This is a genomic window from Streptomyces sp. NPDC002076, from assembly GCF_053593835.1.
In genome coordinates, this window is the sequence record NZ_JBSFDI010000023.1 from 16302 (window position 1) to 41081 (window position 24780).

25 protein-coding genes and 1 pseudogene are annotated in these 24780 nt (G+C 72.3%); 17 read left to right on the forward strand and 9 right to left on the reverse strand.

Annotated features, from left to right (window positions below):
• Positions 1-325: 325 nt before the first annotated feature.
• Both ACWCQS_RS35985 and ACWCQS_RS35990 read left to right on the forward strand, forming a co-directional pair.
• Entirely contained in the window at positions 326-1525 is a 1200-nt protein-coding gene (locus tag ACWCQS_RS35985; protein ID WP_451008369.1) for a saccharopine dehydrogenase family protein, read from the forward strand.
• Positions 1526-1640: 115 nt separating this feature from the next.
• On the forward strand, positions 1641-1829 hold the full coding sequence (locus tag ACWCQS_RS35990) for a hypothetical protein (RefSeq protein ID WP_451008370.1): 189 nt from the start codon (positions 1641-1643) through the stop codon (positions 1827-1829).
• Here the strand turns inward: ACWCQS_RS35990 and ACWCQS_RS35995 are convergent.
• Entirely contained in the window at positions 1793-2533 is a 741-nt protein-coding gene (locus ACWCQS_RS35995; protein WP_451008371.1) for an endonuclease V, read from the reverse strand. The genes ACWCQS_RS35990 and ACWCQS_RS35995 overlap by 37 nt on opposite strands.
• Positions 2534-2593: 60 nt before the next feature.
• Between ACWCQS_RS35995 and ACWCQS_RS36000 the strand changes: the two genes are divergently transcribed.
• Entirely contained in the window at positions 2594-2890 is a 297-nt protein-coding gene (locus ACWCQS_RS36000; protein WP_451008372.1) for a YciI family protein, read from the forward strand.
• Positions 2891-2900: 10 nt separating this feature from the next.
• Here ACWCQS_RS36000 and ACWCQS_RS36005 read toward each other — a convergent pair whose 3' ends face one another.
• Positions 2901-3239: a plasmid stabilization protein gene (locus ACWCQS_RS36005; RefSeq protein WP_451008373.1), complete on the reverse strand. Its 339-nt coding sequence runs from the start codon at positions 3237-3239 to the stop codon at positions 2901-2903.
• 59 nt (positions 3240-3298) lie between these two features.
• Positions 3299-4402, reverse strand: coding sequence for a WD40/YVTN/BNR-like repeat-containing protein (locus ACWCQS_RS36010; RefSeq protein ID WP_451008374.1), 1104 nt, complete (start codon positions 4400-4402; stop codon positions 3299-3301).
• 210 nt (positions 4403-4612) lie between these two features.
• Here ACWCQS_RS36010 and ACWCQS_RS36015 point away from each other — a divergent pair, with 210 nt between their 5' ends.
• The 4 genes from ACWCQS_RS36015 to ACWCQS_RS36030 all read left to right on the forward strand — a co-directional run bounded on the left by ACWCQS_RS36015 (position 4613) and on the right by ACWCQS_RS36030 (position 9123).
• Positions 4613-5029: an SsgA family sporulation/cell division regulator gene (locus tag ACWCQS_RS36015; protein ID WP_451008375.1), complete on the forward strand. Its 417-nt coding sequence runs from the start codon at positions 4613-4615 to the stop codon at positions 5027-5029.
• A gap of 324 nt (positions 5030-5353) precedes the next feature.
• Positions 5354-6979, forward strand: coding sequence for an ABC-F family ATP-binding cassette domain-containing protein (locus ACWCQS_RS36020; RefSeq protein WP_451008376.1), 1626 nt, complete (start codon positions 5354-5356; stop codon positions 6977-6979).
• Positions 6980-7110: 131 nt separating this feature from the next.
• On the forward strand, positions 7111-7887 hold the full coding sequence (ddaH, locus tag ACWCQS_RS36025) for a dimethylargininase (protein ID WP_451008377.1): 777 nt from the start codon (positions 7111-7113) through the stop codon (positions 7885-7887).
• Between the two features lie 261 nt (positions 7888-8148).
• The gene (locus ACWCQS_RS36030; protein WP_451008378.1) at positions 8149-9123 is read left to right on the forward strand and encodes an acyl-ACP desaturase; all 975 of its coding nucleotides are present in this window, start codon (positions 8149-8151) and stop codon (positions 9121-9123) included.
• 76 nt (positions 9124-9199) lie between these two features.
• Here the strand turns inward: ACWCQS_RS36030 and ACWCQS_RS36035 are convergent, their stop codons facing one another.
• Positions 9200-9445, reverse strand: a complete 246-nt coding sequence (locus ACWCQS_RS36035; protein ID WP_388626981.1) for a WhiB family transcriptional regulator — start codon at positions 9443-9445, stop codon at positions 9200-9202.
• A 270-nt stretch (positions 9446-9715) separates the two neighbouring features.
• Between ACWCQS_RS36035 and ACWCQS_RS36040 the strand changes: the two genes are divergently transcribed.
• The gene (locus ACWCQS_RS36040) at positions 9716-10507 is read left to right on the forward strand and encodes a VOC family protein (RefSeq protein ID WP_450984563.1); all 792 of its coding nucleotides are present in this window, start codon (positions 9716-9718) and stop codon (positions 10505-10507) included.
• A gap of 334 nt (positions 10508-10841) precedes the next feature.
• On the opposite strand, the pseudogene ACWCQS_RS36045 reads toward ACWCQS_RS36040, so the two are convergent.
• The 3 genes and pseudogenes from ACWCQS_RS36045 to ligD form a co-directional block, all read right to left on the reverse strand.
• Positions 10842-11876: pseudogene (locus ACWCQS_RS36045) on the reverse strand (LacI family DNA-binding transcriptional regulator); the annotation flags it as partial.
• A 49-nt stretch (positions 11877-11925) separates the two neighbouring features.
• On the reverse strand, positions 11926-12864 hold the full coding sequence (locus ACWCQS_RS36050; protein WP_451008379.1) for an ornithine cyclodeaminase family protein: 939 nt from the start codon (positions 12862-12864) through the stop codon (positions 11926-11928).
• A gap of 120 nt (positions 12865-12984) precedes the next feature.
• Positions 12985-14004 carry a non-homologous end-joining DNA ligase gene (ligD, locus tag ACWCQS_RS36055; protein ID WP_451008380.1) on the reverse strand — a complete coding sequence of 340 codons (1020 nt, stop codon included), beginning with the start codon at positions 14002-14004 and terminating at the stop codon, positions 12985-12987.
• Positions 14005-14078: 74 nt separating this feature from the next.
• Here ligD and ACWCQS_RS36060 point away from each other — a divergent pair, with 74 nt between their 5' ends.
• Positions 14079-15155 (forward strand): ATP-dependent DNA ligase, encoded by a 1077-nt coding sequence (locus ACWCQS_RS36060; RefSeq protein ID WP_451008381.1) that lies wholly within the window; start codon positions 14079-14081, stop codon positions 15153-15155.
• A gap of 79 nt (positions 15156-15234) precedes the next feature.
• Here the strand turns inward: ACWCQS_RS36060 and ACWCQS_RS36065 are convergent, their stop codons facing one another.
• Positions 15235-16425 (reverse strand): zinc-dependent alcohol dehydrogenase, encoded by a 1191-nt coding sequence (locus ACWCQS_RS36065; protein ID WP_451008382.1) that lies wholly within the window; start codon positions 16423-16425, stop codon positions 15235-15237.
• A gap of 208 nt (positions 16426-16633) precedes the next feature.
• Here ACWCQS_RS36065 and ACWCQS_RS36070 point away from each other — a divergent pair, with 208 nt between their 5' ends.
• Entirely contained in the window at positions 16634-17602 is a 969-nt protein-coding gene (locus ACWCQS_RS36070; protein WP_451008383.1) for a DUF3048 domain-containing protein, read from the forward strand.
• Between the two features lie 39 nt (positions 17603-17641).
• Here ACWCQS_RS36070 and ACWCQS_RS36075 read toward each other — a convergent pair whose 3' ends face one another.
• On the reverse strand, positions 17642-18106 hold the full coding sequence (locus tag ACWCQS_RS36075) for a MarR family winged helix-turn-helix transcriptional regulator (RefSeq protein ID WP_451008384.1): 465 nt from the start codon (positions 18104-18106) through the stop codon (positions 17642-17644).
• Positions 18107-18288: 182 nt separating this feature from the next.
• On the opposite strand from ACWCQS_RS36075, the gene ACWCQS_RS36080 reads away from it, so the two are divergent.
• Genes ACWCQS_RS36080 through pcaDC form a run of 7 tightly spaced genes read left to right on the forward strand, consistent with a single transcriptional unit; the run spans position 18289 to position 24769 of the window.
• A complete protein-coding gene (locus ACWCQS_RS36080; protein WP_451008385.1) occupies positions 18289-19056 on the forward strand; it encodes a CoA transferase subunit A in 768 nt (255 codons plus the stop codon).
• Positions 19056-19700, forward strand: a complete 645-nt coding sequence (locus tag ACWCQS_RS36085) for a CoA transferase subunit B (RefSeq protein ID WP_451008386.1) — start codon at positions 19056-19058, stop codon at positions 19698-19700. The genes ACWCQS_RS36080 and ACWCQS_RS36085 overlap by 1 nt, the downstream gene beginning before the upstream one ends.
• On the forward strand, positions 19697-20908 hold the full coding sequence (locus ACWCQS_RS36090; RefSeq protein ID WP_451008387.1) for a thiolase family protein: 1212 nt from the start codon (positions 19697-19699) through the stop codon (positions 20906-20908). Before ACWCQS_RS36085 ends, ACWCQS_RS36090 begins: the two co-directional genes overlap by 4 nt.
• Positions 20909-20923: 15 nt before the next feature.
• The gene (pcaH, locus tag ACWCQS_RS36095; protein ID WP_451008388.1) at positions 20924-21697 is read left to right on the forward strand and encodes a protocatechuate 3,4-dioxygenase subunit beta; all 774 of its coding nucleotides are present in this window, start codon (positions 20924-20926) and stop codon (positions 21695-21697) included.
• A gap of 5 nt (positions 21698-21702) precedes the next feature.
• Positions 21703-22305 carry a protocatechuate 3,4-dioxygenase subunit alpha gene (gene pcaG / locus ACWCQS_RS36100; RefSeq protein ID WP_451008389.1) on the forward strand — a complete coding sequence of 201 codons (603 nt, stop codon included), beginning with the start codon at positions 21703-21705 and terminating at the stop codon, positions 22303-22305.
• Positions 22302-23642 carry a 3-carboxy-cis,cis-muconate cycloisomerase gene (pcaB, locus tag ACWCQS_RS36105; protein WP_451008390.1) on the forward strand — a complete coding sequence of 447 codons (1341 nt, stop codon included), beginning with the start codon at positions 22302-22304 and terminating at the stop codon, positions 23640-23642. Before pcaG ends, pcaB begins: the two co-directional genes overlap by 4 nt.
• On the forward strand, positions 23639-24769 hold the full coding sequence (gene pcaDC / locus ACWCQS_RS36110) for a bifunctional 3-oxoadipate enol-lactonase/4-carboxymuconolactone decarboxylase PcaDC (RefSeq protein ID WP_451008391.1): 1131 nt from the start codon (positions 23639-23641) through the stop codon (positions 24767-24769). Before pcaB ends, pcaDC begins: the two co-directional genes overlap by 4 nt.
• The last annotated feature ends 11 nt before the right edge of the window (positions 24770-24780 follow it).

Below are 24780 nucleotides of genomic sequence, written 5' to 3' on the forward strand. Positions count from 1 at the left end.
TGATGTAACACCGGTGATGCTAGGAATGCGTTCCACCGGACACAAGACCTAACGAGCAAGCGCTTAGTCAAGTGCCCGGGCTCCACGCGGATCACCCAGGAGGGTGAGAGGCGGCCGTGCCGACGGCCTCGCCCCGGAGCCCGACGGTGGGGCCCTGTGGGCGACCGCCGTCGTCCACAGCAAGGAACCCGCGCGCTTTCTCCCGCTTCGTCAGGGCATTCCTGGCTGTGGCCACCACTGCCTCCGGGCTGGTCGTCGACACTCGCACTCCTCACGCTAGCCTCAGCCACCGACAGCGGCGCGAGCTGCGGGACCAAGGGGTGTCATGAGCAGGCTGAACAGGACGGATCGTCCCTATGACCTCGTGCTCTTCGGAGCCACCGGCTTCGTCGGCTCCCTCACGGCGGAGTATCTCGCCGCGCACGCGCCCGAGGGCCTGCGCTGGGCGGTGGCCGGCCGGGACGAAGGCAAGCTGCGGCGGCTGCGTGAGCGCCTGCCCGGCGGGGCGGACGTCGGTGTCCTGCGGGCGGATGTGACCGAACCGGCGACCCTGCGCGCCCTCGCCGAGCAGGCGCGCGTGGTCGCCACGACCGTCGGGCCGTACGTGCTCTACGGCGAGGAGCTGGTCGCCGCCTGCGCGGACACCGGGACCGACTATCTGGACCTGACGGGCGAGCCGGAGTTCGTGGACCTGATGTACGTCCGGCACGACACACGCGCGCGGGAGACGGGCGCGCGCCTGGTGCACGCGTGCGGCTTCGACTCCGTACCCCACGACCTCGGCGTGTACTTCACGGTCCGGCAGCTGCCGGAGGGCGTGCCGCTGACCGTGGACGGATACGTGACCGCCGACGCGGCCTTCTCCGGCGGGACCCTGGCCTCGGCGCTGAACCAGTTCGCCCGTGGCCGGCAGCTGCTGGCCGCGGCGCGGGAACGGGGCCGGCACGAGCCGCGGCTGATGGGCCGCCGGGTTGTGGCGCCGACGGGCGCGCCGCGGTTCGCCAAGGAGGTCGGCGCATGGGCGCTGCCGCTGCCTACCGTCGACCCGCAGATCGTGCGCCGCTCGGCGAAGGCGCTCGACCGGTACGGCCCCGACTTCCGCTACCGGCACTACGCGGCGGTACGGCACCTGCCGGTCGCCCTCGGCGGGGTCGCCGCCGTCGGCACGGTTCTGGCGGCCGCCCAACTGCCGCCCGCGCGGCGCTGGCTGTCGGGCCGGCTGCAGCCGGGAGACGGGCCGAGCGCGGAGAAGCGGGCGCGGAGCCGGTTCGCGGTGCGCTTCGTCGGCGAGGGCGGCGGGCGGCGCGTGTACACGGAGGTCTCGGGCGGCGACCCCGGCTACGACGAGACGGCGAAGATGTTCGCCGAGGCGGCCCTCAGCCTGGCCTTCGACGACCTCCCGGCGACGGCCGGGCAGGTCACCACGGCGCAGGCGATGGGTGACGCCCTGACCGAGCGGCTGCGCGCCGCGGGGATCACCTTCCGGGTCGCGGCCACCGGTCCGGGCGCCTCCTCCCCCGTTTGAGGCTTTCGCCGCAGACACCCCCGGCTGCCTGCGGCCATCGCCGCGAAAGTCTCACAAAGCTCTTCAACGAAACGATGGAGGCCCGGGACGCGGAGCCGAAGGAGGCGCCAGAGGCATGAGGTTCGTGCTCGAAGTGACCGTGGACGAGGCTGCGTCGGCGCAGGACCGCGCCGGTGAGCTGGGGCGCATCCTGCGCTACTGGGGCGGGAACCTCCACCATTACGCCCTGGAACCGGGAGACGGCTCGGCCGTCCACGACTCGACGTATCAGGAGGTCGGCGCCTGGCGCGTCGTGGGTTCCTGAGCACCGCCTCCGGCGCCCTGCGCCGCCTCCCGCAGCGCGCGGCGGCACAGGGCGTCGGCCCGGCGCGTGGTCTCCGGCAGCCGGTAGCGCGGGGTCAGGGCCAGCGTGTGGGCCACGGCGTTGTCCAGGCTCACCCGGTGGCCGACGGAGACGAAGACCGGTTTGACGTCGTCACGGGTGCGCAGGGCGCGCCCGACCTCCTCGTCCCCCGCGAGCAGCGGAGCGGAAGCGCCGCGCGCCTGCTCCGGATCGTCGTACGTGAAGGTGAACGGGCTCTTGGCGACGCCGATGACCGGCAGGCCGGTGAGCACGCCGAGGTGGCTCGCGAGGCCGAAGCGGCGCGGATGGGCCAGGCCGTAGCCGTCGCACACGACCAGGCCCGGCGGGCACGGCAGCCGGTCCAGGGCGGCCCGGACGGCCGGGATCTCGCGGAAGGCGAGAAGACCCGGCACATACGGGAAGGAGACGCGGCCGACGGCCGTCGCCTCGGCCACGACGTCCAGGGTGGCGGCGTCCAGCACGACGGCCGCCGCGGCGACGAGGTCGAGCTCGTCGTCGTAGGCGACGTCGACCCCGGTGACCCGGCCCGCGCCCGGCTCGGGACCGCGCTCGTCGAGCACCACCCGCCCACGCAGCTCGTCCTGCACCGCGCGGGCGTCTTCCTCGGTCGCGGGCCAGCCCGCGGGTACGCCAACGGTCGTCATGGTGACCTGAACTGTACGGTCCCGCGGCCCGTTGTCGGAGCCGGGGGTACGCTCGCGATCATGTTCGTGCTGGAGCTGACCTACACCGCGCCTCTCGACGCCGTCGACGCGCTGCTGCCGGACCATGTGGCATGGCTCGAGGAGCAGTACGAGAAGGGCTTCTTCCTGGCCTCCGGGCGCAAGAACCCCCGGGACGGCGGGGTGATCCTCGCCGTCGCCGAGGACCGCGCCCGGATCGAGGAGATCGTGGCGGGCGACCCGTTCGCCACCGGCGGAGTATGCACGTATCGCATCATCGAGTTCGTCGCCACGAAGACGGCTCCGGAGCTGGCCCGCCACCGGCAGACGCCGGACTGACTGTCGCTGCTCATCCCTTCTTGGCGTTCAGCGCGCGCTGCAGCTGGTCCTTGTTCATGTTCGAACGGCCTTCGATGCCGCGCTGCTTGGCCTCGTTGTACAGCTGGTCGCGAGTCGGGCCCTGGGAGCCGACCCGGTTGCCCGACCGCTGGCCGCCGCGCCTGCTGGACGACATGTCCTGCGTCGAGCTGCGGCTCGCGGTCTTGGACTCGCCGGAGCGGGCGCGTTCCTTGTTGACCGTCCGCGAGGCGATCTCCTTGGCGCGCTCGGTGCTCTCGCCCCGGTCCTGCGCGCTCTTCTTGATGTGCTCGTACTGACGCTCGCGCTTGGAGCTGGAACCGGCGGGCATGATGGCTCCCTTCGTCTCGGTTCCCGTGCTACCCGAGTACCCGGTTCCGGCCGCTCCCTTCAGCGTTCCAGCCGCGCGACCCTCCCCTGCTCACCGGCCGCCCAGCAGCTGAGGTCGGGCGTGCAGTCCACGGTGTCGTACGAGCCGGTGTCGATCGTGCGCCAGGTGCGGCCGGCATCGGTGGTGAGGTCGGTGCCGGTGGGGCCGACGGCGAGCGCGGCGGTGCGGCTGTGCGGCAGCCAGGCGGCTCCGGAGCGGTAGGCGGGCGGGGACGTGGCGGCCGGGGTCCAGGTGCGGCCGCCGTCGTCGGTGACCGCGGCGGCCTGCGGCGAGGCCTGGTCGGGGCGGTAGTCACCGCCGACGGCGAGACCGTGGTCGCGGTCGCGGAAGGCGAGCGCGAAGACGCCCTTGGCGGGGTCGCCGGCCGGGACCGGTGTGTCGGCGGCCGTCCAGGTCAGTCCGCGGTCGGCGGAGTGCAGCACGCGCGCGTGGGCGCCGCCGCCGGTGGCCAGCCAGACGTCCTTCGGGCCCGAGGTGACCAGGCACTGGCCGCTCGCGGCGAAGCCCGCCTCACCGTCCAGGGCGGGCGGCATGCCCGTCGAGGGCAGCATGCGCCAGGAGCGGCCGCCGTCGCTCGTGGACAGGATGCGGAACCTGCCGTCCACGGGGTCGCTCATCGCGAGGCCGTGCCGGCGGTCGAAGAACGCCAGGCAGTCGTAGAACGCCTTCGGGTCGCTGTTGCGGAAGGACTCCGTCCACGTCGCCCCGCCGTCGTCGGTGCGGTACACGCGGGACGCCTCGCCCTCGCCGATGGCCAGCACCACGGCGCGCCGCGCGTCGAACGCCTCGACGTCCCGGAACTGCAGATCGGCCGCGCCCGGCGGAGAGACGTTCCGCCAGCTCGCTCCGCCGTCGGTGGTGCGCAGCACCGTGCCGCCGGTACCGGCCAGCCAGGCGGTGTGCCGGTCGACGGCCGCGAGGCCACGGAAGCGGACCTGCGGGGTGCCCGGGTCCTTCGGCGCCCAGTGCGGGCTCCCCTGACCGAGGGGTCCTGCCTCGGCGGCGGGCACGGTCAGCGCGGCCAGCGCCGCCCCGCACGCCACCCCCGCCGCCACCAGCCTGCTCCTGCGTCCTCTGCGTCGCGTGCTCCCCAAGCGCCTCATGGCGGGCGAAGCTAGCCCACCGTCCGGGCCCCGTCCAGAGGCCAACTCCCCTCCGCCGCAAGCGGAGACGAGAGGGCCCGCGCCGTGCATGAACGCGGTGACCGAGGTCACTCGTGATTCCTGTGCACGGATCGGCCGGATCCGTCGTCTCTTCCGATGCCGGGTGTCGCACACCCGGGCGTAGTCCAGCCGTCACGAGGGAGCAAGGCGTTGTCCACCGTCATCGAGCAGCCCGTAGAGGCACGTCTCGTCGCCGCAGCACCGCGCATGCCGAGCATTCCCGCCACGCTGCGCTACGACCGACGCGATCCGTACGCCGTCGTCATGGCCTTCCCGGCCCCGGCCACCCTCGAAGGGGTCGAGGTGCGCTGGACCTTCTCCCGTGATCTGCTCACGACCGGGCTGCAGCAGCCCGAGGGGCACGGGGACGTCCGGGTACGGCCGTACGGCTACGACCGCACCGTGCTGGAGTTCCACGCCCCCGAGGGCACCGCGATCGTGCACGTGCGCTCGGGTGAGATCCGGCGCTTCCTGGAGGCCACCAACGAGCTCGTCCCCGTCGGCCTCGAACACCTCCAGCTCAACCTGGACCACGACCTGGACGAACTGATGCGGGACGCCTGCTGAGCGCTCCGCGCGCGTGCCCAGGCGTTGGGCAGCACGAGCGGCTCGCCGGGCATTTAATTGCGTTGACAGCCTCCCGGCCCCCTCCTACGGTGTACAGCGGTCCTGTTGCCGTCGATTGGAGAAGGACGTTGCTCGTCTGAGGTCCTGAGGCATCGCGTCGCACCGGTTGAGGTGTGTGCGCGGCGTACGACCTCGGCGTCCGAGCCGTCCTCGGGCACAGGCCCTCTTTTCGTGGCCTCTTCGTGCCCCACGACCTTTCGGTTCCCGCCTCGCGGTGTCTCGACATGCGTCCACCCGACCGCACGAAACCCTCGCGAGGCCCTCATGTCATCTTCCCTCACCTGTACGTCCCTGTCCTTCACCTGGGCCGACGGCACCGCCGTCTTCGACGGCCTGGACATCGCCTTCGGGCCCGGCCGGACCGGCCTGGTCGGCATCAACGGATCAGGGAAGTCAACCCTGTTGAAGCTGCTGGCCAGCGAACTCACCCCGGCCGACGGCATCGTCAAGGTCTCCGGAGAGGTCGGCTACCTCCCCCAGAACGTCACCCTGGACACCGCGCTCCGCGTCGACCGGGTCCTCGGCATCGCCGAACGGCGGGCCGCGCTGCACGCCATCGAGGCGGGCGACGCCGCCGAGGAGCACTTCGAGACGCTCGGCGACGACTGGGACGTCGAGGAGCGCGCCCTGGTCACGCTCGGCGAGCTCGGTCTCGGCCATATCGGCCTGGACCGCACGGTCGGCGAGGTCTCCGGCGGCGAGTCGGTGCTGCTGCGGCTGGCCGCACTGCTGCTGCGCCGTCCGGACGTGCTGCTGCTGGACGAGCCCACCAACAACCTGGACCTGTATGCGCGCCGGCGGCTGTACCAGGCCGTCTCCGCGTGGCCGGGCGTCCTGGTCGTGGTCAGCCACGACCGGGAACTGCTCGACCTGGTCGACCGGATCGCGGAACTGCGCGCCGGCGAGGTCACCTGGTTCGGCGGCAACTTCTCGGCGTACGAGGAGGCTGTGGCCGTCGAGCAGGAGGCGGCCGAGCGGATGGTGCGCGTCGCCGAGGCCGATGTGCGCAGGCAGCGGCGCGAACTGTCCGACGCCCAGGTCAAGCTGGCCCGGCGCAACCGGTACGGGCAGAAGATGTGGGACTCCAAGCGCGAACCGAAGATCGTCATGGGTGCCCGCAAACGTGCCGCCCAGGAGTCGGCGGGCAAGCACCGCATCATGCACGAGGAGCGGCTCGCCGAGGCCCGGGAGCGCCTGGACGAGGCGGTGGAGGCGGTACGGGACGACGACGAGATCCGCGTGGAGCTGCCGTACACGGCCGTACCGCCCGGCCGGCAGGTGCTCACCCTGGAGAAACTGGAGATGGCCTACCACGCGCGCGTGGAGGGCATCCTCGATCTGCGCGGCCCGCAGCGCGTCGCGCTGGTCGGCCGCAACGGCGCCGGCAAGACGACGCTGCTGCGGACCGTCGCCGGAGAGCTGGCGCCGGTGGCCGGCGAGGCGCGGGTGCATGTCCCGCTGCGTTTCCTGCCCCAGCGGCTGGACGTGCTGGACGACGCGTTGACGGTCGCCGAGAACGTGGCCCGGTTCGCGCCGGACGCCACCAACAACCGGATCCGGGCGCGGCTCGCCCGCTTCCTGTTCCGGGGCGCGCGGGCCGACCAGAAGGCGGGCACGCTGTCGGGCGGCGAGCGGTTCCGGGCGGCCCTGGCCGCGTTGATGCTCGCCGAGCCGGCACCCCAGCTGCTGCTGCTCGACGAGCCGACCAACAATCTCGACATGGCGAGCGTGCGGCAGCTGACCTCGGCCCTGGAGTCGTACGAGGGCGCGCTGCTCGTGGCCAGTCACGACCTGCCGTTCCTGGAGTCGATCGGCATCACCCGCTGGCTGCTGATGGAGGAGGGGGTGCTGAAGGAGATCTCGCGGGACGACATCGAGGCCTCGGCATAAGACCTGACGTCTCAGGAGGGCCACAGCCTGACACCGGGGGTTTTGCCGTGGCCGGGGCGGATTGCATGATGGCGGACCGGTGCCGTCTCACCGGCACCGGAAAACCGCACCATCGATTCGAAAGGCCCCTCGTGCCCAGCAAGAAGGCCCTCGTCCGCCGCCCAAGCCCCCGTCTCGCCGAAGGCCTGGTGACGCACATCGAGCGGGAGAAGGTCGATGTCGGGCTCGCCGTCGAGCAGTGGGAGGCCTATGTCGAGGCCCTGCGCACGCACGGCTGGGAGACGATCGAGGTCGACCCGGAGGACGACTGCCCGGACTCGGTGTTCGTCGAGGACACCGTCGTCATGTACAAGAACGTGGCGTTGATCACCCGGCCCGGCGCGGAGTCCCGGCGCCTGGAGACCGTCGGCGTGGAGGAGGCGGTGGCCCGCCTCGGCTGCTCGGTCAACTGGATCTGGGACCCCGGCACGCTGGACGGCGGTGACGTCCTGAAGGTCGGGGACACGGTGTACGTGGGCCGCGGCGGGCGCACCAACGCGGCGGGTGTGCAACAGGTGCGGGCCGCCTTCGAACCGCTGGGCGCGCGCGTGGTGGCCGTTCCCGTGAGCAAGGTTTTGCACCTGAAGTCCGCGGTGACCGCGCTGCCCGACGGCACGGTGATCGGGCACATACCGAAGGTCGACCGGCCGTCGCTGTTCCCCGGCTTCCTGTCGGTGCCGGAGGAGTCCGGCTCGCACGTGGTGCTGCTCGGCGGGCACAAGCTGCTGATGGCGGCGAGCGCGCCGAAGACCGCGGAACTGCTGACCGATCTCGGCCACGAGGTGGTCACGGTGGACATCAGCGAGTTCGAGAAGCTGGAGGGTTGTGTGACGTGCCTCTCGGTGCGGCTGCGGGAGCTGTACGCCTGACGGACGGTCCCGTCCCTGCGACGGCCTCGGAATCCGCAAGGTCCGCAGGCCGTCGGCACGTCCGGGACTGGCCGGCGAAGGCGCGCGGCAGCACGGCGGGAGGCCCCGTCCGGCGTACTGATCAGCGATCTTTACGACAGCCTTAACCTACGGCTTCGTAACCTACGGTTTCGTAGCCTACGATCTCGTAGGTTTCCGGCACCCGCTCGCCGGACCGTCCCCTTTCCCTCCCCCGCTGTTCGGCGTCCCCCTGGAGTTACCGTGACGATCACCTCCCCTCACCTCGGCAGCCCGTCCGCATGGACCGACGCCCGGCTGCTGTTCGCGCTGGAGGAAGTGGTCGAGAAGGAGCTGAACCGGCATCTGAAGATCGCCAAGGACTGGATGCCGCACGAGTACGTGCCCTGGAGCGACGGCCGCAACTTCCCCGGTCTGTTCGAGGACGGTGAGGCCTGGGACAAGGACCAGTCCAAGGTGACCGAGATCGGCCGTACCGCCCTCGTGGTCAACCTGCTCACCGAGGACAACCTGCCGAGCTACCACCACGAGATCGCCACGCTCTTCGGCCGCGACGGCGCCTGGGGCACCTGGGTGCACCGCTGGACGGCCGAGGAGGGCCGGCACGGCATCGTGATGCGCGACTATCTGCTCGCCTCGCGCGCGGTGGACCCCGACAAGCTGGAGCAGTTCCGCATGGCGCACATGAGCGAGGGCTTCGAGTCCGACAACCGGCACTCGATGCTGCACTCGATCGCCTACGTCGCCTTCCAGGAGCTCGCCACCCGGATCTCGCACCGCAACACCGGCCACCAGTCCGGCGACCCGGTCTGCGACCGCATGCTGGCCCGCATCGCGACCGACGAGAACCTGCACATGGTCTTCTACCGCAACCTGCTGAAGGCCGCCTTCGAACTGGCCCCCGATCTGACCATGCAGGCCGTCCGTGACGTCGTGGTCAACTTCCGCATGCCCGGCCACAGCATCCCCGGGTTCGAGCGGGCCGCCGCGCAGATGGCCATCGGCGAGGTGTACAACCTGCGCATCCACCACGACGACGTGCTGCAGCCCGTACTGCGCTTCCTGAAGGTCATGGAGATCGACGGCCTCGGCCCCGAGGGACGCCAGGCGCAGGAGGAACTAGGCCTGTTCATGGGCGGCCTGGACGCGGAGGCCGCCAAGTTCGACGAGAAGCTGGCCGCCCGCAAGGCCCGGATGGCGGCCCGGGCGGGGGCCTGACGCACGCCGGCGCCGGACGCTCGCCGGGCCGGCCCTTCCGAAAGGACGGGTGGCAGGCGGGCGTCGGCGGACGACGTCAGTGGGACGTGCGGCGCAGGGCGAGGCGCTCCTTCTCGGACAGACCGCCCCAGACGCCGAAGCGCTCGTCGTTGGCCAGCGCGTAGTCCAGGCAGGCCGGACGCAGCTCGCACATGGCGCAGATACGCTTCGCCTCGCGCACCGAGCTGCCCGGCTCGGGGAAGAAGAAGTCCGGCCCGGTCTGCGCGCACAGGGCCTGTGCCTGCCAGGCGTCGTCGGCCGGGGTGATCGTGTCGAAGTGCATGCCAAGGATCGTGCCGCGCGGCGAAAAACGTTCGATCAACGCCGGGTCAACGCCGACGGCAGGGCCTCCGGCCGTCCCCGATGATGCTCCCCGGGACCGCACCGGCGCACGGCGGCGCGCGGGGCGCGGCGAAAACCCGATGAACACACCCGAGCGCCGAGGACGAAGGCGGATCCGTCCGGCGCGTCGCGGCGCTCCGGCAGCGATTGTCAGTGGGGGGTGCCAGACTCGGCAGTGCAGAGGACGGGACCCCTTTCGAGGAGGGCGAAGATGCTCACCACCCGTTTCGTCAACGGCGCTCCGAACTGGATCGACATCGGCACCCCTGACATCGACGGCGCCGTCGCCTTCTACGGCGGTCTCTTCGGCTGGCAGTTCCAGTCGGCGGGACCGGAGGCAGGAGGCTACGGGTTCTTCCAGCTGGGCGGCAGGACCGTCGCGGGCGGCATGCAGTCCGGCCCCGAACAGGGCCCGCCGACCTGGACGGTGTACTTCCAGAGCGCCGACGCGCAGGCCACCGCCAAGGCCGCCGAACAGGCGCACGGCAGCGTGCTGTTCCAGCCGATGGACGTCATGGGCGAGGGACACATGGCGGTCCTCGCCGACCAGGCTGGTGTGCACTTCGGGATCTGGCAGCCGGGCCGGACCAAGGGCGTGGACGTGGCGAGCGAGCCGGGCTCCCTGTGCTGGGTCGAGCTGTACACCCCGGACATCGCGGCGGCCGCCGCCTTCTACCACCAGGTGCTGGACCACGAAACCTCCGCCGTGCCGTTCCCCGGCGGGACGTACACGTGCGTCAATCCGGCCGACGGCGGCGAGGACGCGATGTTCGGCGGGATCGTGCCCCTGGCCGACGACCCGTCCGAGGCCCAGGGCAGCCCGTACTGGCTGCCGTACTTCGAGGTCGAGGACACCGATGCGGTCGTGGAGAAGGTGCAGCGGCTCGGCGGAAAGGTGCGCATGCCGGCGACGACCCTGGAGGGCGTCGGCCGCATGGCCAAGTTCGCCGACCCGTACGGCGCCCGCTTCGCGGTGATCAAGAGCCAGGCGCCGCAGGGCTGAATCCGGTCGGCCGACCGGACCGGAGCCGCACACACGGCGACAGCTCCCCGCGCCGTGGCTAGGCGGACGCCCGTCGTATCAGCGTGGTCGGGAGGATCACGCCACCGACGGGCGCGCCGTCCACCGTGGTTCCGGCCCCGTCGCGGCCATCGGTCCGGGCGCGGGCGTCTGCCCGGCCACGGGCGTCTGCCCGGTCACGGGCATGCGTGCGGTCGGGGGCATGTGTCCTGTTGCGGGCTTCCGTCCGGTCGCGAGAGTCCGTCCCATCACGGCCGCCTGACCGGCAGCAGGCATCCATCCGGTCGCGAAAGTCCGCCCCATCACGGCCGTCCGCCCCATGCCGGCCGTCTGTCCGGTCGCGGCCGTCGGACAGACCGTGCAGCAGCAGGCGGGCCATCAGGCGGCCCATCCCCTCGATGTCCTGACGGACCGTCGTCAGTGGCGGGTCGGCCTCCTCGGCGAGGGGCAGCATGTCGTCGAAGCCGATCACAGCCACGTCCTCCGGCACCCGCCGGCCGCTCGCGCGCAGCACGCGCAGGGCGCCCAGCGCGGTCAGGTCGTTGGCGGCGAACACGGCGTCCACGTCCGGGCAGCGGTCGAGGAGTTCGCGCATGGCGCGTTCGCCGCCGGCCGGGGTGAAGTCGCTCTCCACCACCAGCCGGGGATCTTCGCCGCCCGGCACCTCGGCCATGACGTCCCGGTAGCCGTCGAGACGGTCCACCGCCGACGTCTGGTCCAGGACGCCGGTGAGATGCGCGATGCGTCTGCGGCCGAGATCCACCAGATGCCGTACGGCCGCGCGCGCCCCGCCCCGGTTGTCGCAGTCGACGTACACCACGCCCGGGTCCTTCACCGTGGAGCGAGTGGGGCCGGCCGCGCGGACCTCGTCGCCCCAGCCGGGCCGTCCGCCGAACACGGTGGGCACGCCGGCGTCGTGGATGAGGCCGGGCAACGGGTCGTCGAGATGCAGGGAGAAGACCAGCGCGCCGTCGACATGGCCCCCGGAGAGATATCGGGCCACCCGCGTGTGATCGTCGCGGCCCTCGGTGAGCAGCAGCACCAACTGGTTGTCGTGTGCGGTCAGTTCCTTGCTGATGCCGCGCAACTGCAGGGCGAAGAAGGGGTCGGCGAAGACCCTGGTCTCGGGCTCGGCGATGACGACCGCGACGGCGTCGTGCCGCTTGGTGACGAGGCTGCGCGCCGCCTGGTTGGGGACGTAACCCAGCTCTGCCACGGCCTGCCGGACGCGCTCGGCCAAGGGTTCGCGCACCCCGTCGCCGCCGTTGACCACCCGCGAGACGGTGGCCCGGGACACACCGGCGCGCGCGGCCACGGCCTCCAGCGTGGGACGCGACACTCCCTCGGCCACTTCGGGACTCCTCATCGGCGGTTGCCGGCCAGGATAACCGCGCCGCGGCTCACTTCAGCAGGTCGATCGTCGCGCCCACACCTCGGCGTTCCGCCTCCCGCCAGGCGAGCCAGGCGAGGGCGAGGTCCTGCCAGGGCAGCCCGACAGGGGCGTACACCGTGCGCTGCCGGGCCGCGGTGCGGCCGGGATGCGCGCCGCGCAGGACATCGGTGAGGGTGGCGTCAGCGGTGGTCCGGGCGAGCCCGGGCGCGGCCAGCGCGCCCATATGCACGGCGAGTTCGATGTCGTCCACGACGAGGAGCGCGGCGTCCAGCAGGTCCGGGGCGAGTTCCCGCTTGCCGGGCTCGTCGGTGCCGAGGCTCGTGAAGTGCTGTCCGGCACGGGTGTCCGCGAGGGCGAGCAGCGGGGCCCGCGACCAGGTCGCGAGCAGGACGGTGTCCGCGGCCCCGGCCACCGCGCCGGCCGAGTCCAGCACCCGTCCGCCGTGCCGGGCGGCGAAGGCGGCGGCCCGGCCGGAGTCGGTGTCGTGCACGACGAGCCGGCCGGGCGGGCGCTCGATCGCCAGCCCGCGCAGCGTCAACTCGGCCTGCGCACCGGCGCCGATCACACCGAGCACACCGTGGTCGGCCGGGGCCAGGAGCGCGGTGCCGAGGGCGGCGGCCAGCCCGGTCCGCCAAGCCGTGACGGTCGCCGAGTCCAGCAGGGCGAGCAGTTCGCCGTCCGCGCCGCCGTGCAGGCAGATCACACCGCGCAGGGCGGGCCGGGCGCCGGGAAACTTGGCGTTGACCTTCACGGTGTAGGCCTCGACGCCGGGCAGCAGACCGGGAATGAGCGCGGTGGCGGTACCGGGGAACGGCAGGTCGGTACGGACCCGTTGGCCGGGTACGGAGGTGGCGCCGGCCGTGCGGAAGCCGTCACGGAGCGCGGCGAGACAGGCCGCGGGCTCCAGCACGGCCTCCAGGTCACTTCGGGTCAGGACACGGGTCATCGCGGCATGATCCCCTGGTCCGGGGCCGTTGTCAGTGACGTGGTGCATGCTGTGATCAGTGGCGGACGGGCGCCACGGTGGACCATGGGGGGAGGACAAGGTATGGTCCGCGCACTGCTCTCAGGGCATCGGCTCCTGCCGGGCCCGGCTCGGCTGGACGCGTTTGGGTTCGCCGGGCATCTTCGGGTACTCCGGCGGGTACGGCAGATCGCCCAGGCCGTGGTCGTGTTCGTCGCGGCGGGCCAGCTCAAGCAGGGCGTCCAGGGAGTAGGCGTGCTCGTCCATGTCGGAGTGCACGTCGCCGAGTTCGGCGAAGCGGGCCGGCATGGTGGCGAGGTCGAAGTCGGCGGGGCGGGCCACGCCGACCTCCTCCCAGCGCAGGGGTGCCGAGACGGTGGCGTTCGGGCGGGGGCGTACGGAGTAGGCGGAGGCGATGGTGCGGTCGCGAGCCGTCTGGTTGTAGTCCAGGAAGATGCGGCGGCCCCGTTCCTCCTTCCACCACTTGATCGTCACATGGTCGGGCATGCGGCGTTCCATCTCCCGGCCGACGGCGATCGCGGCGCGGCGCACCTGGGTGAAGGTCCAGCGCGGTTCGATCGGGACGAAGACATGCAGACCCCGGCCGCCGGAGGTCTTCGGCCAGCCGCGCAGCCCGCCGAACTCGTCGAGGACGGCGCGCAGTTCATGGGCGGCGCGGGCCGCGTCGTCGTAGTCGGTGCCGGGCTGCGGATCGAGGTCGATGCGCAGTTCGTCCGGGCGGTCGACGTCCGTGGCCCGCACCGGCCAGGGGTGGAAGGTGAGCGTGCCGTACTGGGCTGCCCACACGACGGCGGCCTGTTCGGTGGGGCACATCTCGTCGGCGCTGCGGCCGCTGGGGAAGGTGATGTGGGCGGTCGGGATCCAGTCGGGCATGCCCTTCGGGGCCCGCTTCTGGAAGAACCACTCGCCGCCCACGCCGTCCGGGTAGCGCTCCAGCGTGGTGGGGCGGTTGCGCAGCGCGCGCAGGATGCCGGGGCCTACGGCGACGTAGTACTGCGCGAGGTCCAGCTTGGTGAAGCCCCGCTCCGGGAAGAAGACCTTGCCCGGGCTGGACAGCCGTACGGTCCGGCCGTCCACCTCCAGTTCCACCGCATCACCCATGCGGCCACGGTAGGCGCACCCCGCACGGCTCGCACACCGGGCGGCACGCGGCGTATGCGAGCAGAATCGAATCCATGGATCTCCCCGTCATGCCGCCTGTCAAGCCCATGCTCGCCAAGTCGGTGGCGAAGATCCCTCCGGGGATGCACTACGAGGCGAAGTGGGACGGGTTCCGTTCGATCGTGTTCCGGGACGGGGCCGAGGTAGAGCTGGGCAGTCGTACCGGTAAGCCGTTGACCAGGTACTTTCCGGAGCTGGTGGCGGCGCTGAAGGAGCGGGTGCCCGAGCGGTGCGTGCTGGACGGGGAGATCGTGATCGCGCGGGAGGGCCATCTGGACTTCGACGCGCTGGCCGAGCGGATCCATCCCGCCGACTCCCGGGTGCGGATGCTGGCGGAGAAGACCCCGGCGTCCTTCGTCGCCTTCGACCTGCTCGCCCTGGACGACCAGTCCCTGCTCGACGTCCCGCTGACCGACCGCAGGGCCCTGCTGGAACGGGCGCTCGCCGACGCCACACCGCCGGTGCATGTGGCGCCCGCGACGACGGACAGCGAGGTGGCGCGGCAGTGGTTCGAGCACTACGAGGGCGCAGGCCTCGACGGAGTCGTCGCCAAACCGCTCGATCTGCGCTACCGGCAGGACGAGCGGGTCATGTTCAAGGTCAAGCACGAGCGGACGGCGGATGTCGTCGTGGCCGGGTACCGGTTCCACAAGAGCGGCCCGGTGGTGGGCTCACTGCTGCTCGGCCTGTACGACGAGCGGGGGCAGCTCCAGCATGTGGGGGTGTCGGCCGCCTTCGCCATGAAGAAGCGGGCCGAACTGGTCGAGGAGCTGGAGCCGCTGCGCATGGCGGACGTGGCCGGGCACCCGTGGGCGGCCTGGTCGGAGGAGGCCGCCCATGAGACGGCCCGGCTGCCCGGCGCGCCGAGCCGGTGGTCCGGAAAGAAGGACCTGTCCTGGGTGCCGCTCCGGCCGGAGCGGGTCGCCGAGGTGGCGTACGACCACATGGAGAACGGGCAGCGCTTCCGGCATACCGCCCGCTTCCGCCGCTGGCGCCCGGACCGCACACCGGAGAGCTGCACCTACGCCCAGTTGGAGGAGCCGGTGCGCTACGACCTCGCGGAGATCCTGGGCGAGAAGGACCGGAGCTGAGCCGGGCGGACCGGGCTGAGCCGGGCGGATCGGGCTTGGCCGGGCAGGGGGGGCCAGCGAGGCAGGGCCAGTCGGAGTCCTACGGCTGCATGAGGATCTTGATGGCGCCGTCCTGCTTGTGCTGGAACATGTCGTAGGCCTGCGGTGCCTCGGCGAGCGGCAGCCGGTGGGTGGCGAAGTCGTCGACGCCGAGCGGGTCCTCGTCGGTGAGGTAGGGCATGATCCGGTCGCTCCAGCGGCGGACGTTGGCCTGGCCCATACGCAGCTGGATCTGCTTGTCGAACAGGGTGAGCATCGGCATCGGATCGGCCGTGCCGCCGTACACGCCGCTCAGCGAAATGGTGCCGCCGCGCCGTACCAGGTCGATCGCCATGTGCAGGGCGCTGAGCCGGTCGATGCTGAAGCGTTCCGCGAGGGGAGCGCTGATCTTGCGGGGCAGCAGCCCGGTGGCTGTCTGGGCGAGCTTGGCGGCGGCGCTGCCGTGGGCTTCGGTGCCGACGGCATCGATCACGGCGTCCGGGCCCCGGCCGCCGGTCTCGTCGTGGATGGCGTGGACCAGGGCCTTCTCGTCGTCGAAGGCTCTCAGGTCGTAGGTCTCCACACCGTCCCGGGCGGCGCGCGCGAGCCGTTCCGGCACCAGGTCGATGCCGAACACCCGCTCCGCGCCGCATGCCTTGGCGATCCGGCAGGCCATGTCGCCGATCGGCCCTAGGCCGAGGACGGCGAGGGTGCCGCCGGGCGGGACGGCGGCGTACTCGACGGCCTGCCAGGCGGTGGGCAGGACGTCGGAGAGATAGACGAAACGGTCGTCCGGCGGGCCCTCGGGCACCTTCATCGGCCCGAACTGAGCCTGTGGGACGCGCAGATACTCGGCCTGGGCGCCGGGCACGGCGCCGTACAGGCGGGTGTAGCCGAACAGGGCGGCGCCCATTCCCTCGCCGGTGACCTGAGTGGTCTCGCACTGGGTCGGCAGCCCGGTCAGGCACATCCAGCAATTGCCGCAGGCGATCTGGAACGGCACCACGACCCGGTCCCCGGCCTTGAGGTCCGGCACTCCGGGGCCGACCTCCTCGACGATGCCCATCGGTTCGTGCCCGAGGATGTCGCCCGGAGTCATGAACGGGGTGAGCACCTCGTACAGATGCAGGTCCGAGCCGCACAGTCCGGTGGACGTGATGCGGATGACGGCGTCGGTGGGCTCTTCGATCCGCGGGTCGGGCACGTCCTCGACCCGGACGTCCCGCCGCCCCTGCCAGGTGACTGCCTTCATGGGTCCCGCTCCCTCGTTCGCGTGGGCGTTTGGCGGTGGCGCCCGGGTACCCGCGCCCACCAGCACCGAACCCCTCCTGACGGAGCCCGAGCCGCCCACGGAACGCGCACCTCCGTACGCGTTCGGGTATGGCCGGCGATGACCCGATGAGCACACAATCGGACGCATGAACGGGGTGGCCATGGTGGGCATGAGACACAGAGCGAGTATGCGACGCGGGGCGCTGACGGCGGCGGCACTGGCGGTCTCGCTGACCGTCTCCCTCACGGCCTGCACCCATCACGGCCGGGACGACGGCCGCGCCCCACAGCACACCCCGGCATCCATGTCGCCGCCGACTCCGGCGCCGTCGGTCGCGGCGGCCGGCTCACCACTCGCCGTGAAGATCGACAACGTGCCCGCGGCCCGCCCGCAGACCGGGCTCGACGCGGCGGACGTGGTGTACGCCGAGCAGGTGGAGGGCGGTCTGAGCCGGCTGATGGCGGTCTACGCGACCAGGCTTCCGCAGACCGTAGGACCGGTGCGCAGCGCCCGCGAGTCCGATCTGGAGCTGCTGCGCCAGTTCCACCGGCCGACGCTCGCCTTCTCCGGCGCCCAGCACAAGCTGCTGCCGCTGATCGACCGGGCGCCGCTGCGGCCGGAGTCCCCCGACGAGGCCCCCGCCGCCTACTACCGGGGCACCGCCAAGGCCGCCCCGCACAACCTGTATCTGCACCCCGCCAAGCTGCTGCCGTCCGCCCCGGGCAAAGCGGCACTGACGACCGGCTTCAGCTCTGGCCCGGCCCCGTCCGGCGGCACTCCGACGGCCACGCGCACCGTCCGCTACCCGGCCGCCCGCTTCACCTTCACCTGGTCCGCCGAGCGGCACCGCTGGCTGGTGGCGATGGACGGCACGCCCACGGTGACGACGGACGGCACGCGGGTCACACCGGCGACGGTCGTCGTGCAGTACGTGAAGATCCGGACCTCCCGCTACCACGACGTGCTGGGCAACCACACGCCGTACACCGTGACGGTCGGCTCGGGGAAGGCCCAGGTGCTGCGCGACGGCCGTTCCTTCGACGCCTCCTGGTCACGGCCGGCCGCGACGGACGGTACGAAGTTCACGGCGGCGGACGGCAGCCGGATGAACTTCGCCGCCGGCCAGGTGTGGGTGGTGTTCGCACCGGCGCCGTGAACTGCCGTACGGGACCGGTCAACGCCCGTACCGGCCAGGTCAGCCCCGCGCGACCAGCGGTTCGGCCGGGTTGCGCAGGCCCTCGGCCGCGTCCGCGACCCGGCGGATCAGGTCGAAGAACACGGTCTGTTCCTCGGCGGACAGCGGCGCGAGGAAGACCTGGTTCATCCGGGCGGTGCGCACGGTCAGCTTGCGGTGGACCCGCCGGCCCTCGTCGGTCAGGCGGAGCAGGAAGCGCCGGCCGTCCTCCGGATCGCGCGCCTTGGTCAGCAGCTCCCGGCGGCCGAGCCGGCTGATGACCTCGGCGATGGTCGAGCGGTCCAGACCCACCCGCTCGCCCACCGTCCGCTGGTCGAGGCCCGGCTCGGCGACGAGCGCGTTCATGACCGCGAACTGCGGCGAGGTGATCTCCTCGGAGACCATCGTGTTCCACAGCAGGTAGTGCGCCTGCTGCAGCCGCCGGGCCAGGTGCCCGGGATGGGTGGTGAGGTCCACCGCGGCCATGTGCGCTCCCTGATCATTTCGTTGGTGTACTGAACAATACCCGCCGATCAGACGGTCTGTCGCCCATGGGAACTGCGAATGACCCGCGTCTTGACGGACATCGTCCCCCGGTGGCAGCGTGTGAGGCACCTCGCTGAAATACTCAGTGCGCTGATTAATGGCGAAGAGATGAGGCTTCACGGATGGACAAGGTGGTCGCCACCGCCCTTGAGGCGGTGGCCGATGTGCCGGACGGCGCGTCCCTCGCGGTCGGCGGGTTCGGGCTGAGCGGTGTGCCGAACGTGCTGATCCAGGCGTTGTACGAGCGCGGGGTCGGCGGTCTCTCGGTCGTCTCCAACAACTGCGGAGCCATGGAGTCCGGACTCGCGGTACTGCTGGCCGCGGGGCGGATCGGCCGGGTGACCGGCTCGTACATCGGCGGCAACAAGGAGTTCGCCCGGCAGTACCTCGGCGGTGAGCTGGAGCTGGAGCTGATCCCGCAGGGCACGCTGGCCGAGCGGCTGCGCGCGGGCGGCGCCGGCATCCCCGCCTTCTACACCCCGGCCGGGGTCGGCACCCAGGTCGCCGAGGGCGGGCTGCCCTGGCGCTACGACGGCTCCGGCGGCGTGGCGCTGGCCTCGCCGCCGAAGGAGGTGCGGGAGTTCGACGGCGTGGAATACGTCCTGGAGCGCGCCATCCGCACCGACTTCGCGCTGGTCAGGGCCGCGAAGGGCGACCGGCACGGAAACCTGGTCTTCGCCAGGTCCTCCCGCAACTTCAACCCCCTCGCGGCCATGGCGGGGAAGGTCACGATCGCCGAGGTGGAGGAGCTGGTCGAGCCCGGCGAGATCGACCCGGACGCCGTACACCTGCCGGGCGTCTTCGTGCAGCGGGTGGTGGCCCTCACCCCGGAGCAGGCGGCGGACAAGCGGATCGAGCAGCGGACGGTGAGCAGGACGGTGAGCAGCTGATGGCCTGGACACGCGAGGAGCTCGCCGCCCGCGCGGCACGAGAGCTGCGCGACGGCCAGTACGTCAACCTTGGCATCGGCCTGCCGACGCTGATCCCGAACCATCTCCCCCCGGGCGTCGAGGTCGTCCTGGAGTCGGAGAACGGCATTCTGGGCACGGGCCCCTACCCGACCGAGGACCAGGTCGACCCGGATCTGATCAACGCGGGCAAGGAGACCGTGACGGTCCTGCCCGGCGCGTCCTTCTTCGACTCGGCGCTGTCCTTCGCGATGATCCGCGGCGGGCACATCGACGTGGCCGTACTCGGCGCCATGCAGGTCTCCGCCGGCGGCGACCTGGCCAACTGGGCCGTGCCGGGCAAGCTGGTCACCGGGATCGGCGGCGCGATGGACCTGGTGCACGGCGCCCGTCGGGTGATCGTGGTGATGACCCACACCGCCAAGGACGGTTCCCCGAAGATCCTCAAGGAGTGCACGCTGCCGCTCACCGGCAGGGCCTGTGTGAACCGAGTCATCACCGATCTTGCGGTGGTGGACGTCACCGAGGGGGGTCTCGCCCTGGTGGAGACCGCGCCCGGGGTGACCGTGGACGACGTCGTCGCCCGAACCGACGCCGAACTCACCATCCCGGAGAGCCTGCAGTGAACGCAGCCAACACGGTCTACCTCGTCGACGCCGTCCGCACCCCCATCGGCCGCTACAACGGCGCCCTGGCCTCCGTACGCCCGGACGACCTCGCCGCCCACGCGATCCGCGCACTCCTCGCCCGCACACCGGCTCTGGATCCGGCCCGGATCGAGGACGTCTACTTCGGCAACGCCAACGGCGCCGGCGAGGAGAACCGCAACGTGGCCCGCATGGCCGCGCTGCTGGCGGGCCTGCCGACCTCCGTGCCCGGCGTGACCGTCAACCGGTTGTGCGCCTCCGGTCTGGAGGCGGTCGTCCAGGCGGCCCGCGCCATCGCCGTCGGCGACGCGCACATCGCCCTCGCGGGCGGCGTGGAGTCCATGACCCGCGCCCCGTATGTCCTGCCCAAGTCCGACCGCGCCTTCCCGGCCGGACACGCCGAGCTGTACTCCACGACGCTCGGCTGGCGCATGGTCAACCCGAGGATGGACCCGCAGTGGACCGTCCCGCTCGGCGAGAGCGCGGAGCTGATCGCCGACAAGCACAGGATCACCCGCGAGCAGCAGGACGAGTTCGCCCTCGCCTCCCACCGCAAGGCGGCCGCCGCCCAGGAACAGGGCCTGTTCAGCGCCGAGTTGGCGCCCGTCCCCGTCCCGCAGCGCAAGGGCGAGCCGGTCTCCTTCGCCGCCGACGAGTGCGTACGGCCGGACGCCTCCCTCACCGCGATGGCCAAGCTCAAGCCGTCCTTCCGTACGGACACCGGCAGCGTGACCGCGGGCAACGCCTCCCCGCTGAACGACGGCGCCGCCGCCCTGCTCCTCACCGACGAGGAGGGGCTGAAGGCGACCGGCCGCGAACCGCTCGCCCGGATCTCCGCGACCGGGGTGTCCGCGACCGACCCGCACTACTTCGGGCTCGCCCCCGTCGAGGCCGTCGACCGTGCTCTCGCCAAGGCGGGCAAGGGACTCGACGATCTGTCGGTCCTGGAGCTGAACGAGGCCTTCGCCGCCCAGGTCCTCGGCTGCCTCGCCGAATGGCCCGAGTTCGACCCGGCGATCCTCAACCCCCAGGGCGGCGCCATCGCGCTCGGCCACCCGCTCGGCGCCTCCGGCGCCCGCCTCGCCGGCACCGTCGCCCACCAGCTCGCCCGCCGCGGCTCCGGCACCGGCGTGGCCACCCTCTGCATCGGCGTGGGCCAGGGCCTCGCCCTCGTTCTCGAACGCTGACCTCCAGGACGTGCCATGACTCTCACCCAATCCGACATCGACCTCGAAATCGCCGCCGAGCACGCCGCGTACGAGAAGCGCGTCGCCGACGGCGCCCCCGTCGAGCACCATCCGCGCCGCGACTACGCGCCCTACCGCTCCTCCGTACTGCGCCACCCCAAGCAGCCCCTGGTCGCCATCGACACCGCCCGGGACCCGGAGCTGGTGGAGCTGCGCTCCCCCGCCTTCGGCGAGCGCGACATCACCGGGATCGACAACGACCTCACCCGGCACCACCGCGGCGAGCCGATCGGCGAGCGGATCACCGTCTCCGGGCGGCTGCTGGACCGCGCCGGGCGCCCGGTGCGCGGCCAGCTCATCGAGATCTGGCAGGCCAACTCGGCCGGCCGCTACGCCCACCAGCGCGAACAGCACGACGCCCCGCTCGACCCGAACTTCACCGGATTCGGCCGCACCCTCACCGACGCCGAGGGCCGCTACCACTTCACCACCATCCAGCCCGGCCCCTATCCGTGGCGCAACCACGTGAACGCCTGGCGCCCGGCCCACATCCACTTCTCGGTGTTCGGCACGGCGTTCACCCAGCGGCTGGTGACGCAGATGTACTTCCCGAACGATCCGCTGTTCCCGTACGACCCGATCCTGCAGTCGGTGACGGACGACGCGGCCCGGCAGCGGCTGGTCGCCACCTACGACCACGGCCTGTCGGTACCGGAGTTCTCGCTCGGCTACCACTGGGACATCGTGCTGGACGGCCCGGCCGCCACCCGGGTCGAGGAAGGACGCTGACCGCCATGACGAAGATCGACACGAGCAGCCCGGAGCAGGTGCTCCCCACCCCGTCCCACACGGTCGGCCCCTTCTACGGCTACGCCCTGCCCTTCCGCGGCGGCGAGGAGATCGCCCCGCTCGGCCACCCGGACACGATCACCGTGCACGGGTACGTCCTCGACGGCGCCGGCGCGCCGCTGCCGGACGCGCTCGTAGAGCTGTGGGGACCGCGCCCCGACGGCACGGTGCCGCAGGTGGACGGCTCCATCCGGCGCGACCCGGCCACCGGCGAGTACCTCGGCCGCAACGGCGTGGAGTTCACCGGCTGGGGCCGCATCCAGACCGACGCGAACGGCCACTGGTACGCGCGCACCCTGCGTCCCGGCGCGCGCGGCGGCAACGCGCCGTACCTCAGCGTCTGCGTCTTCGCGCGCGGCCTGCTCGTCCACCTGTTCACCCGTATCTACCTGCCGGGCGACGAGGCCGCACTGACCGCCGACCCGCTGCTCACCCGGGTGGGCGACCGGCGCGACACGCTGATCGCCGCCGAGGAGGGCCCGGGCGCCTACCGTTTCGACATCCGCCTTCAGGGCGAAGGCGAGACGGTCTTCCTGGAGTTCCAGTGACACCTGCGTCCCCTCCGTACGCCGACACCGGCCTGCTCGCACCCGGGTGGGCCCGGTCGGGCGCCGCGTCCGAGACCAGCGACCACGCGTATCTGCGGGCGCTGCTGGACGCCGAGGCCGCGCTGACCCGGGCGCAGGCCGCGCTGGGCCTCGCCCCGGCCGAGGCCGCGACGGCGGTGACCGAGGCGGCCGTCCCGGACCGGTTCGACCTCCGCGACCTGGCCGCGCGGACCCCGGCCGGGGGCAACCCGGTCATTCCGCTCGTCGCCGACCTGACGAGGGCGGTCGGCGAGGAGTACGGCCCCTGCGTCCACCGGGGCGCCACCAGCCAGGACGTCCTGGACACGGCGACCATGCTGGTCGCCGTGCGCACCCTCGGCCTGGTCCTGGCCGATCTGGGCCGTGCCGAACGGGCGCTGGCCGGACTCGCCGCCGAGCACCGGGAGACGGTGATGCCGGGACGGACGCTCACCCAGCACGCCGTACCGACCACGTTCGGGCTGAAGGCCGCCGGGTGGCGCGCGCTGGTCCTGGACGCGCGCGACCGCGTCACCCGGGTACGGGACGCGCTGCCCGCCCAACTCGGCGGTGCCGCCGGGACCTTGGCGGCCTTCCGAGCCTACGGCGCCCAGGACGCCACCGCACTGACGGTGGCGTACGCCCGCGAAGTCGGCCTTGCCGCACCGGCGTTGCCCTGGCACACGCTGCGGACGCCGATCGCGGACCTGGCGGGGTGCCTGGCCTTCGCGGCGGGGGCGCTGGGCAAGCTCGCCGTGGATGTGCTGACGCTGTCGCGCACCGAGATCGGTGAGGTGAGCGAGGGCAGCGGCGGCGGCTCGTCGGCCATGCCGCACAAGGCGAACCCGGTGCGCGCCACGCTCCTCCTGGCCGCCGCCCGGCGCGCCCCCGAGCTCGCGGCCACGCTGTACGGCTCCGTCGCCGCCGAGGACGAGCGGCCGGCCGGCGCCTGGCACGCCGAGTGGGAGCCGCTGCGCGATCTGCTCCGGCTGGTGGGCGGCTCGGCCGCCCACGCGGCCGAGCTGGCCGAGGGCCTGCGCGTGCACCCCGCCGCGATGCGCCGGAACCTCGGCCTCACCCGCGGCCTGATCGTGTCCGAGCGGCTGTCCGCCGCCCTCAGCCCCGTCCTCGGTCGTGCGCGTGCCAAGGAGCTGCTGACCGAACTGGCCCGCCGAGCCCACGCCGAGGACCGCCCGCTGCGCGAACTCCTCACTGAGCAGGCCGAGTTGAAGGAGATCGACCTGGACGACCTCTGCGCCCCGGCCCACTACACCGGCTTCGCCGGAACTCTCACCGACCGTGCTCTGGAGCGACGTTGACCGAGAAAATCCTCAACCACCTGGCGGAAGGCCCCGCTTCGGCACCCCCGCTGCTGCTCGGGCCGTCCCTCGGCACCTCGTACGCCCTGTGGGACGCGCTCGCGCCCGAGCTGTCGGCGGCCCACCGCGTGGTGCGCTGGGACCTGCCCGGCCACGGCGGGTCGGCGCCGGAGCTGATCGGGCCGGGCGCGACCGTCGGCGACCTCGCCGCGCTGGTGCTGGCCCTCGCCGACTCGCTCGGCATCGACCGGTTCGCCTACGCAGGCGTCTCCCTCGGCGGCGCCGTCGGCCTCCACCTGGCCGTGCACCACCCCGAGCGGCTGACCTCCCTGGCGGTCATCTGTTCCTCCGCCCACTTCGGCGGCGCGGCGCCCTGGCGGGAACGGGCGGACCGGGTGCGCCGGGAAGGCATGGAGTGGCTGGTGGAGAGCGCGGATGCGCGCTGGTTCACTCCCGGGTTCACCGTGCCGAGGCTGGTGCTGGACCATCGGGATGCCGATCCGGAGGGGTACGCCGCCTGCTGCGACGCGCTGGCCGCGTTCGACCTGCGCGACCGGCTCGCCGGCATCGCCGTACCGACGCTGCTGGTGGCGGGCAAGCAGGATCCCGCGACACCGCCGGCGCATCTGCGCGAGATCGCCGACGCCGTGCCCCGCTCGACGCTGGTGGAGCTGCCCGGCGCCTCCCATCTGGCGCCGGCGCAGTGCCCGCGGGCCGTGCTGGCCGCGCTGCGCACCCAGCTGGACGGATTCCCGGCGAGCGGGATGGCGGTGCGCCGCGAGGTGCTGGGCGACGCGCACGTGGACCGGGCGCAGGCCCGGCAGACCCCGTTCACCGCCCGGTTCCAGGACTTCATCTCCCGCTACGCGTGGGGCGAGATCTGGACCGATCCGACGCTGTCCCGGCGCGAGCGCAGCATGATCACCCTGACCGCGCTGGTCGCCCACGGCCACTACGACGAGCTGGCGATGCATGTCCGGGCGGCGCGGCGCAACGGGCTGACGCCGCAGGAGATCGGCGCGGTGCTGCTGCAGACCGCCGTCTACTGCGGGGTGCCGGCCGCCAACTCGGCGTTCGCGACCGCCCAGCGGGTCCTCGCCGAGGAGGAGGGGGACACCAAGGGCTGAGGGTGACCCTG